Source organism: Sutterella sp. (genome assembly GCF_030539355.1).
In the GTDB taxonomy this organism is placed as follows: Bacteria; Pseudomonadota; Gammaproteobacteria; order Burkholderiales; family Burkholderiaceae_F; genus Sutterella.
The window spans coordinates 1-10,772 of the sequence record NZ_JAUNSF010000046.1 but is presented as its reverse complement, the minus strand read 5'-3'; the positions used below and the strand labels follow the sequence as shown (position 1 = coordinate 10,772).

Genomic DNA, 10,772 nt, shown 5'->3' with positions numbered 1-10,772 from the left:
CAGAAGAGCACGCCGGCGAAGCAGACCGGCGGAAAGAACGCCGAAAAGAACGACGGAAAAGCAGGCGGCCAGGCGAAGCCCCGGGCTGCCGCGAAGGCCCAGGAGCCCGCGGCCTCTCAGAAGTCTGAGAAAACGCAGAAAGCGCAGAAATCGCAGAAGCAGCCGAAGAACGCGAAGGAAGAGCAGGAGGCCCCCGCCCCTGATGACAGTCAGGCGGCGGAGGCCTTCGGCGACGCGCCGCCCGCCCCCGCCGAGGGCGGCCCGGAGAGCCCGTCGACCACGGCGGCCACGCAGCCGCAGTCCCGGGCGAAGAACTCGAAGAGCTCAAAGAGTTCAAAGAGCTCAAGGACCCGGGGAAAGGCCCGCGGTTCCGGGGGCCTCGTGGGCGAGTACGCGAGCGCGGCCGACGTGCCGGGCGGCGAAGGCAGCACCGGAGCGCCCGAGGTCGAGGAGAAGGAGAAGGATGAGGCGACGGACGAGGACGAAGCGGCCGGCAGGAAAGATTCCGTCGTCGAAGGCTTCGACACGGACTCCGACATCCCCGGCTTCAAAAAGCTCGAGGGAGTCGAGGAACCCGTGCCCGCTTCAGACGAGCTCCGCCCGATGACGGACCTGACGGAGCTCGACTTCCTGAAGAGTGACGACGAGATCCGAGAAGCGTTCGACAATGGAATCCCGTTGCCGGAGGAACCCGGCGACGGCGTGAAGCTGCTGCGGCACTCCGAGGAGGAGCCCGCTCCGGAGTCCGTCCGGACGGAAATCGGAGAACTCATCGCCCAGTACCAGGCGCTCGGCACCTGGGAGCGTGATAAGAGCGAGGTTGTCACCCCGGAGATCCTCGCCCGCGCGGGCGGCGACGAGGATCGCGCGGGGTTACAGGGCTGGACGGACGAGTACTGGAGGCTCCGCAATGTCTTCAACGCGATCCGGGCGCAGGACCCCGGGGACGCGCGGCTTGACCGCATCGGCCGCGCGATGGAGCGCGCCGACGGCGAGTGCCGGAAGTTCAAGGCCAGGCTCGACCGACGGGCGGAGAAGGAAGCTGAAAAGGCCGCGACGGCGACAGCGGAGAAGCCCGCGGAGAAGTCTTCGAATCAGCCAGGGGAGGTCCCGGATGCCGCTCCCGCGGAGAGAGCGACGGAGGAGACGCCTGCGGCCGAGCCCGCTCCCGTTCCGTCCCCGGCCGAGGTGATCGCCGCTGCAAAGGCCGACCCCGAGCCCGGCTCCGTCGTCCTTGCGAAGCCCGCGACGCACCGCCACTACCTCGCGACCTACAAGGACGAGGAGCCCGAGGAGCCTGGCGAATCCGCCGTGCTCACCGTCACCGATCCGAAGAGCGCCCCGGCCCCGGCCCTTCAGGCGCCCGCTCAGGAACCGGGTGCCCCTGCCGTTGCGCGCAACGAGAGCACCGTCGGGACCGATGCCGCATCACCGGCGTCGACTGAGACCCCGTCGCCGGCTCCTGCGGCACCCGCCCGGGAGACCGCGGCGAAGCAGCTGCCGCCGCCCGCGGAAAAGGCTCCGGAAAAGGCTGCGGCTCTCCCGCCGCCCGCTGAGAAGCGCCGCCCGTCCGTCCCCGCAGCCTCCCCGAAGATCGACCCGAAGGTCTGCAGGAACGACTGGGGCGTCCTGCCGCTCGTCCTCTCGGTGATCGCGCTCGGGCTCGTTGTCGCGAGCCATTTCACCGGCCGGCAGGCCTTCGCCGTCGTGGACCGCGAGCTCGTGCGCGAGCGCGTGGCCCTGATGCGCATCGCCCACGCGCGGCCCGGCATGCCCGAGCGCGCGGACCTCAAGGGCCTTGACGCGAACGCGATCGACCGCGCCATCCGCGCCGTCGCCGGGGAGCGCGGCGTCACCGTGATCGACGCCCGCGCGGTGCTCTTTGCCCCGGAGAGGCGCGGCCTCGCCGACCTCACGCAGGAGACGCTCTCGCGGCTCGGCGTCGGCACGGCCGAGCTCTCGATCCTCGAGGAAGCGGTAAAGGAAGGGTGGGCGACCGACTTCGACCGCGCCACCCGCACCGCGGGCGCGCGCGGGGCGGACCTCATGCCCGGAAGGACGCTCCTCGGGAGGGCCGACGAGGCTGAATCCATGCCCCGGACGGAGGACATCCTCGACAGCAGCTTTCACGAGCGCGCCCGCCGCATCTACGAGCGCCTCACGGAGGGCGCGGCAAAGCCCCCGGCCGTCGCTCCGGCGGCACCGGCCCGGGCGGAGACCCTGGAGGGCCTGCTCGGAATGCTCCCCGGTCTCATGGAGAGCACGGGCGCCGAGCCCCTGAAGAACGGAGAGAAGCGATGACGAATCAGCAGGAAACGCCGCCCGCGGCGAGGCCCGTGAGGCACATGACCAAGTCCCTCAACCCCACGGTGCAGAACTACGACCATGCCTTCGAGGCGATGCGGCAGGACTGCGTCGGCCCCGCGGTCGACGACGTGATGGAGTGGCTCGCCCTCTCGATGCGCTGCTGGTCCGGGCAGGCCGGTGACGTCACCGTCGACGCCGTGCTCCACATGCTCGTCGCCCGGTGCCTCGCCGCGGGCGCCGTCCCGTACGAGGACGTGATCAGGGCCTCGAGGCGCATGAGCCGCCCCGAGGCCGCCGCCGTGCTCGCGGAGGCGCTCAGCTGCGCCCGGCGCGAGAGGAGCGGGATGACCGGGATGCTCCGCCGCCACCGCGGGGACTGGGCCGCCGAGCGGGCCGTGAAGGACGTCGACCGCCCGGTCGCGGCCGAGGTGCTCGGCAACCGCCGGCCGCTTCCCTTCGACGGCGTCCACGACGGTCACGTGATCCCGCGCCGGACGGCCTGGGCGCTCGGGATCGTGCGCTGGGCGAGGAGCCTCTCGCCCGACACGGGCGGGAGCATTACGGCCGCGCTCCGCGACCTCGGGAGCAGACAGGGATACACGGGCGAGGAGCTTGAGTTGGTCGGGGCGGTGTGGCGCGAGCGGCGGCCGCTGCTTCTCGTCAACGGCCTCAACCCTTACACGGTGAAGCTCGTCCACGACCTGTGGCTCGAGGACCCGCAGATCGCGGTGGTGAACGTCGGCACGACCATGAAGGGAAATCCCTTTGCGGCGCTCAGAATCCCCTACATAGAGGACTGGAATGGGTTCATCCCGTCGCTCCTCGCCACGGACTGGTACCCGGCGCTGATCGAGCCGCGGCTCGGGGGCTTCACGGTGACCGCCTCGACGGGACTCATCTCCCCGGCGGCGCTCGGGCGCAAGCGCGTCTCGGCCTTGAAGGCCATGCCGATGTGGATCCGCACGATGGCCGAGATCGGGCTCGTGAGCCGCATCGACGCCCTGATTGTGACCTTCAACGGGTTCGGGAAGCTCCCGCCCGGGCTGCGGCTGAGCTTCCACCGGGCGTACCGGCTGCTGCTCGGGATCCCCGCCCGGCCTCTGCCCGAGGCGACCGGCGACGAGCGCGAGGCGCTCGAGGCCGCCCGCAGGAACCTGATCAAGTCCCGCAGGGAACTGCTCCAGCGCATTCGCGACGACAGCGTCGCCGGCTTCGAGAGCATCGCCGACCGGCGCTTCGCCGGGCAGAAGGGCGCGCGGGAGAGGAAGCCCGTGAGGCTCCCGACGCTCGCCGAGCGGGCGGAGCTGAGCGCCCCCGTGACACCGAAGAAGCCGAAGGCTCCCGCAAAGGCCGCAGATAAGGTCACAGATAAGGCGGACATGAAGAGCGATCGCGTCGCCGGGATCGAGGGGAACGCCATGCTCGCCGCCTTCATGACGGACGGAGGTGAATCGCGATGACGAGCCGGTTCAGACAGACCGCGGCCGCGCTCGCGGCGGCTTTTCCCCTGATTCTGGCGATCCCGGCGGGTCCGGCCCAGGCCGCCACCGCCTCCTGCCCGGGAAGGATCATCAATCCGGTGACCGACATCTGCTGGTCGTGCCTGCTGCCGATCACGGCGGCCGGGGCGACGGTCGCGAAGTCCGGGTCGCTCCCCGACTACGACACCGACGCAAAGCCCGTCTGCTCCTGCGGCACGGGCGTGAATCTCAGGGTCGGCGTCTCGCTCTCCTTCTGGGAGCCTCTGCGCACCGCGGAGGTCGTGCGCCACTCGTGGTGCTTCCCGTCGCTCGGGGGCCTCGAGATGGAGCCAGGGGACCTGAGGGCCAAGGACCAGGGCAGGACGCCGAAGCGCTTCGGCACCACCCGCCGCACGGCCTTCTGGCAGGTGCACTGGTACCACTCGCCCTGGCTCTTCGTGCTCGAGACCCTGCTCGACCACCAGTGCCTCGAGCAGGCGCCCTGGGACCTCGCTTACCTCTCTGAACTCGATCCCCTCTGGGACGACACGCTGCTCTCGTTCGTATTGACGCCCGAGGCCGCGCTCACCACCTCCGGAGCCGCGATCGGCGTCTGCGCGGTGGACTGCGTGCTCGCCTCCGCCGGCGCGTCCGAGAAGACCCTCTACTGGTGCTCGGGCTGCCAGGGCTCCGTCTTTCCGCTCTCGGGCTGGATGGCGGGTCAGAACTCTCCGCTGCAGGCCTGGCACCTGATGGCGCACCGGTTCGCGCAGAAGCTCACCCGCGAGGGCGTGCTCTGGACCGCCCACGGGCAGAAGGGCCAGTGCGGCCCCTACTGGCAGCCGATCTTCGAGAAGCCCGCCTGGAGGACGCAATTGATCTACCCCTCGCGCACGACCTCGAAGGAAACCGGCGCCTGCTGCCAGCCGCTCGGCCGGTCAACGGCGATCTGGGGCTCGGGCAAGTCCTGGCCCTACACGGGCGAGGACGGCGCGGTGCTCCTCTGGAGGAAGCGCGACTGCTGCGTCGCGGTCTCGGGCACCGACGTCGCCACGGCGTCCGTCCATTCATCGACCGCGGAGGGGATCGCGGCTCTCCGTGCCGAATGAGTGCCGAATGAGACGTAAGCCCCTCGAAGAACCTCGATAAGACAACCCTCGACATCCAACAAGGACAACCCATGAAGGAACACCTGAAGAACATCCGGGTCCGCATCACCCCGGCGAATGCGGAGACACTCTCCCACCTCCCGAAGTCGGCGGGCCTCATCCGCCGGCGGAACGCCCTCGCCGCCCTCTCGCTCGCGCTTCCCCTGTCGCTCGTCATGGCGGCGCTGCTATGGGGCGAGGCCTCGGCGATGCCGGGCGCGCCGATGATGAAGCTCGCCGAAATCTCGCCCGCCTGCCCCTCGGTGCACGAGGACGGCAGAAAGCTCGTCATGCACGAGCCCCTCGGGCCCGTCTGGGAGAACGACCTCCCCGACTATGCGGAGGTGGTGATGCGGCAGGTGAAGCACTTCGAGGAGACGGGCGAGATCGCAAAGAGAACCGCCGAGACGAAGGCCCGCATGACCCGCTGGGCCGACGCCCCGCGGGCCGCCTCGCAGCTCGGCCGCGCACAGACCGAGGAAGCCTGGACCGAGGAGATCCCCAGGATCTCGTCAGGCTTCGGGTCGATCACCCGTACCGCCCAGGACGTGATCGCTGCGCTCGCGGGTGCGGAGACCTCGGCCGCCGTCGTTTCGAACGGATCGGCCGGCGAAGCGGGCGGGAACGCCGGAAACAAGGCTCTCCGGACGCTCCTTCTCATCAACGGCGACGACGCGGCCCAGCGCCAGTGGGCCTTCGCAAAGCTCAGGGAGGCCGCGGACGCGGGCTGCCTCGGCGCGGCGTGTCCCAAGGTCGTGCTCCTGCAGGGGCGGCTCACGCCCATGCGGCGGCTGATGGCCTCCGAAACCGGTCGAATCGATCTGAGGCTCTTCTTTGACCAGGCGGGCTCGATCAGAAGACGCCTCGGCATCAGGGCACTGCCCGCCGAGGTGCGGGTCGGGATGACCGCGATCGAGTGCCGCACCGAGGTCGTGACCGGACCGGTGACGGACGACTTCGACGGGCCCTTGGATGAGGCCGGGGCTCCCGGGGCCGGCATGACCGCCCGGGCCGAATGAAAGCGAAATGACCGGTTTTCCGAAGAATTGACGACTTTTTGACCTGTTTGACTAAAGATGAGACGAGATAAACAACTTCTCCCCCGCTTCAGCAGCGTTCCCCTCTGCTCCCTCACGCTCGCCCTCCTCGGGGCGGGCCTCCTCGCATACGCCGCCGTCGGCGAGGCGGGTGAGCGAGTTCCGGCAGGGGTGGCCGAGGAGGCGCTCCTCGTGCCCGCCGGCTTCATCGCCGCGGCTGAGGCACGCGAAGCTCCGGACTTCCACGAGATCCCCGAGGTCACGGCTCCCGTCGAGGATCTGACACTCTCCATGCAGCCCGTGAAGGCCGTCACGCCGGGGCTCGACACCCTGAACGCGCTCGGCTTCATGCCCCGGGACGCCGCGAACGGCTCCGACGAAATCTCTCCGGCGTCGGCCGACCCGGGGTCGGTGGTGATGCTGATGGCCACGTCGGTGCCGAAGGCGAACCGCGAGGTGATCGCCCGCACGATGGGGCGGCTCGGCATCCCGCTCGTGCTCTCCGGGCTCCCCGTGCTCGTGAGAACCCCCGAGGCCCGCGCGAAGGCGATCCGGGAGAACCGCCCCATGGAGAGCGGTCCCTTCATGCTCGACAAGAAGGCCTGGGCCGCCATCACGCAGACCGCCGCCCGCACGCGCTCGAACTGGACGGTGTCGTCCGAAGTGTGGCACGCCGTCCGCGACCGCATGGACCGGGAGCCCCCGGTGCCCGCGCTCGTCATTTTTGGAGAAAGGACCGTCGAGGTCTTCCCCGGCGACGTGAAGCCCCGCGCGCTCCTCGAGCTTGCCGCGCAGGACGGAAACGCCAAGGACGTCCGCAGGATCGCCGCGGAAAGGCTCGCGAGGCTCGACGGAATCGAGAAGTTCGAGGGCCTCGGCACCGATGCCGACCGTGAACGCCGCCATTCGGCAAGGGAAAGGCAGCGCGAGGCCGCGGCGCAGATGCGCGCGGCGGTGCTCGGGAAGTAATGCCGGAGGGCGACAGAGATGAATGAGACGAAACGTTTGGAAGACAAGGGAAAAATGAGGACCGTGGGAAACCACCCCGGGAGCGAAATGTGGGCGGCCGTGATCGGCGCGGCCGCGGCCGCGGTGACGGTGCCGTCGGTGCTCGCGATGATCGGGCTCCTCGGAGTCGCGACGCCCTCCGGGGCGGCCGAGACCTCCGCCGGGGAGATGGCGGAGAAGGCCGCGGCCGCGGTGCGCGCGGCGCAGGCGATTGATGTTCCGAGTTTCCATGACTCCTCGGCCCGTCAGGACGAGGTGATCAGTGCCTTCGGCGGGACGGGGACGCAGATGCGCGAGTCCGTCGCCGACATCGAGGACATCTGGCAGGAAGGCACGGGCGACATCTACACGCCGGCGACCGTGCGCACGATCGGCTGCCGGGGCGAGGAGGACCCCGAGTGCCGGGCAATCCAGATCCTCGACCGGGGCTTCCCCGAGCGGCCGACCATCGATTCAGAGATTCTTGACCAGAGGGACGCCGTGATCGACGCGATCGACGATTCATCGACCTCCGGCGGCACCGAGACCTGCCGCGACATCACCGTGGAGATCCCGGAGACGGTGACGCAGAAGACCTGCGCCGTCGGCACCCCCTACGCGGGCTTCACGTGCCTCACGGGCTGGGAGGACACCGTGATCGGGACCCTCACGCGCTGGCAGTGCACGAACGAACCTTCCGAAGAGTCCTCCCTCACCTGCCCCATTACCACGGAATTCACGACGGTCACGCAGACCGCGTACACCTGCGACGTGGACGAGGAGGCGCTCGCCCCTGTGTCCGAGGAGACGGTGGTGACGTCGGCGACGGCCACGGCCGTGTTCCCTGCGACGTGCGAGGCGACCGAGAAGGTGGTCGAGAAAGTGACGTGCTCAAAGATCCTGACGGTCTCGGGGACGGCCACCTGCACCGCGGGCGAGGTCGACTCGGTCACGGCCACGGGCGACACGTCGCTCTTCAATGACAGCTGCCCGCTCGGGGACACGCTCACCGTGTCGCACACGTGCGCGCTCGAGGACAGCGACTACATGCGCGTGCTCACGATGAAACTCAACGGCTTCCCCGCCGCGGATCTGTGGGGAAAGATGAGCTACCCGCAGCTCTCCGACGAGACGGGCACCTGCAAGGTGCAGTACCAGGTGACCGAGCACACCTGCACCGAGAGCTCGGACGGCCTCTCCTGCGTCGCCCGCGGCACGGCCCGGGTCTACCACAACCGCTCGCTCATGGGGAGCGTCTCGGCCTTGATCGCCTACACCGGCTACACCGAGGGCGGCGGCATGACCGAGACCTGGACCGACGGCTGCAGCGGCATCGAGTCCGAAACCGCTTCAAGCACGGAGGCAGCCGAATGACCATGAATCTCCGTTCATCCGCACTGTCCCGTGCCACCCTCGCAGCTCTCACTGCGGCCGCCGTCGCTCCCCTCCTCCTTCTGCCGTCCCAGGACGCGGAGGCCCGCACCTGCACGCTCTCGGGGCGCGTCTGCGCCGACTCCGCCGACCGCGTGATCGCGGGCGAGACCGTCAGCAAGGAATGCTGGCGCTGGGAGGAGACGTACACCTGCGTGTCTGAAAGCCCCGAGGCCGGCCGCTGCTCTGCCGCGAGCCTTCCCGCCACATGCTCCGTGGTGGAGGAAGTGTGCTCCGAATCCGACGATGTGGAGGGCTGCATCGCGGTGAAGAAGGACCTCTTATGCACCGAGGAACCCTCGGGCGCCGGCATCACCGTCGACGACCCGGTCATCACCATCGCCTATTCGTACGCGGCCGAGTCGGGCGCGGCCCTCGACGCCTCGGGGGAACTCACTGACCTCGGAGACGGGTGCTCGGTCACGTTCCGCACCTGCACGGACACGACGCCGCGCGAGATCAGCGTTGAGAACATCTCGGGGGAAACCGTCACGGCCTCCCCCGCCTGCTGGCGCGAGGTGCTCACGGTCTCCTGCCCGTCGGCGGGAGCGGCCTCCACCTGCAAAAAGCTCGAGGCCGCCGGGTGCGAGAAGGTCTCGGACGCCGTCTGCGCCGAGACGGACTCGTCCGGGACCTGCACGCGCTGGACGGCTTCGTACAAGTGCACCGGCACGACGGTCGACGGTGACGGCATCACCGAGGGCGACTCCGAAGTGCTCCCCGACGGCGGCGTCATCGTCGACGACTCGGCCTGCACCAGTGCCGTGCGCGAGCAGGAGGCGAACGGCCTCTCCTGCTCCGAGACCGCCCGCACCTGCGCCGTCGAGGGCGAGACGGTGACGGCGGCCGACGGGTCCGAGGTCTCGATTGCATGCAAGCAGTGGGACGTCACCTACACCTGCTCGGGCACCGGCACCGAGGGCTGCGCCGCGCTCGAGAAGCTCGCCGAGTCCGGCACCTGCACGCTCGAGAGCGAGCCCGTCTGCGAGGCGACCAACGCCGCGGGCGAGTGCATCAAATCGACGGCCGTCTACCGGTGCGGCGCGGGTACTTCCTCGGAAGACGCCGGCGAGGCCGTCGAGCTCGGCACAGTCACGGAAGTCGAGGCCACGCCCGTCGACACCTGCAGCGCCTATGAGGCGAACACCGCCTGCGCCGAGACCGCGAAGACCTGCACCGACGGACCCGGGATCAAGTACGTGGACGGCGAGCCCGTCTACCGCGACTGCTGGACCTGGACCCATACGTACACCTGCCCGATGGCGGGCGAGGACGAGTGCCAGGGATTAGAGAAGGATTCCTCCTGCAGGCTCGTGTCGGAAAGCTGTCCCGAGGGCGAGACCGACTGCCCGCGCCCGACGCGCGTCTACGAGTGCGTTACCGTGGGAACCACGACCACCACGGGCACGGCCTGCTCGGGGCAGACCTGCATCGCCGGCGTCTGCATGGAGACGGACGACGACCCGGACGAGGACTTCGCGACCACGATGGTCGAGATGGAGATCGCCCGCCAGGCGGGCGTCTACGGCGACGTCTCCGCCGACGAGTTCTTCTCCGGCATCGCCATCGGCTGCCGGGACCGCTACGGCGCGTCCTCCTGCTGCCGCGAGGACACGACGGCGACGCTCACGAACAGCTCGGCCTATGCGCTCTCGCTCCAGTACGGCCTCGACGCGGGCGTGCAGCTCGTCAAGTACCTCGGCTCCCCCTTCGTCTACGACCTCCTCGCCTACTCCGACAAGACTGCGGGGCTCTTGAAGTACCTCTACGGCGACGCCCCGAACGGGGTCTACAACCCGAGCTTCTCCTACTGGGGCGCGACGCTCTCCTATTCGTCCGCCACCGGGTGGACGTTCGAATTCTCCCCGGGCGGCTTCGCCATCGCCGCGGCGATGAAGTTCTACGGCGAGTGGTCAAGCTGCCGCGCCGAGGACCAGCGCGTCGCGATGATGAAGGGGCAGCGTCTCTGCAGGTACCTCGGGACCATCTGCACGAAGCACACTGCAGGGCTGGGCTGCACGGAGCGGGAGGAAAGGTACATGTGCTTCAACTCCAAGCTCGCGCGGATCATCAACGAGCAGGGCCGCCCGCAGCTCGGCCGCGGCTGGGGCACGGCGGAGGTTCCGGACACGCGGGGCTTCACCGCCGATGAGCTCGCCGAGCTCGACTTCAGCGCGATGGACTTCAGCGAGTTCGTCGCCGACATCGTGAGGGAGGCCCTCTCCTCGGGCACCGTCACCGAGGACTATGTCAATGACGATGCCGTCATCGCCCGCGCCGAGGAGCGCGTCTCCGAGATGCTCTCCGGCACGACCGCCGTCTGGGGGAATGTCGCCGGCAGCACCGGCGCCGTCGCGACGGGCGCGGCGACCTCGGGCTCCACTGAGGAGGCCGAGTGATGA

The 10,772-nt window shown here is 69.3% G+C and carries 6 protein-coding genes and 1 pseudogene; all 7 read left to right on the top strand.

From position 1 onward, the window contains the following. A pseudogene (locus tag Q4F91_RS07815) lies at positions 1 to 2,301 on the top strand (hypothetical protein); the annotation flags it as partial. Continuing rightward, the gene (locus Q4F91_RS07810; RefSeq protein ID WP_303336436.1) at positions 2,298 to 3,767 is read left to right on the top strand and encodes a hypothetical protein; all 1,470 of its coding nucleotides are present in this window, start codon (positions 2,298 to 2,300) and stop codon (positions 3,765 to 3,767) included. The pseudogene Q4F91_RS07815 and the gene Q4F91_RS07810, both read left to right, overlap by 4 nt. Next, positions 3,764 to 4,876 carry a TraU family protein gene (locus tag Q4F91_RS07805; protein WP_303336434.1) on the top strand — a complete coding sequence of 371 codons (1,113 nt, stop codon included), beginning with the start codon at positions 3,764 to 3,766 and terminating at the stop codon, positions 4,874 to 4,876. The genes Q4F91_RS07810 and Q4F91_RS07805 overlap by 4 nt, the downstream gene beginning before the upstream one ends. Positions 4,877 to 4,947: 71 nt before the next feature. Beyond that, positions 4,948 to 5,934 (top strand): hypothetical protein, encoded by a 987-nt coding sequence (locus Q4F91_RS07800; RefSeq protein ID WP_303336432.1) that lies wholly within the window; start codon positions 4,948 to 4,950, stop codon positions 5,932 to 5,934. A gap of 57 nt (positions 5,935 to 5,991) precedes the next feature. Further along, positions 5,992 to 6,921 (top strand): hypothetical protein, encoded by a 930-nt coding sequence (locus tag Q4F91_RS07795; RefSeq protein ID WP_303336430.1) that lies wholly within the window; start codon positions 5,992 to 5,994, stop codon positions 6,919 to 6,921. 54 nt (positions 6,922 to 6,975) lie between these two features. Continuing rightward, complete coding sequence (locus Q4F91_RS07790) at positions 6,976 to 8,313, top strand: hypothetical protein (RefSeq protein ID WP_303336428.1); 1,338 nt, start codon at positions 6,976 to 6,978, stop codon at positions 8,311 to 8,313. Beyond that, complete coding sequence (traN, locus tag Q4F91_RS07785; RefSeq protein ID WP_303336426.1) at positions 8,310 to 10,769, top strand: conjugal transfer protein TraN; 2,460 nt, start codon at positions 8,310 to 8,312, stop codon at positions 10,767 to 10,769. The genes Q4F91_RS07790 and traN overlap by 4 nt, the downstream gene beginning before the upstream one ends. Positions 10,770 to 10,772 lie beyond the last annotated feature (3 nt).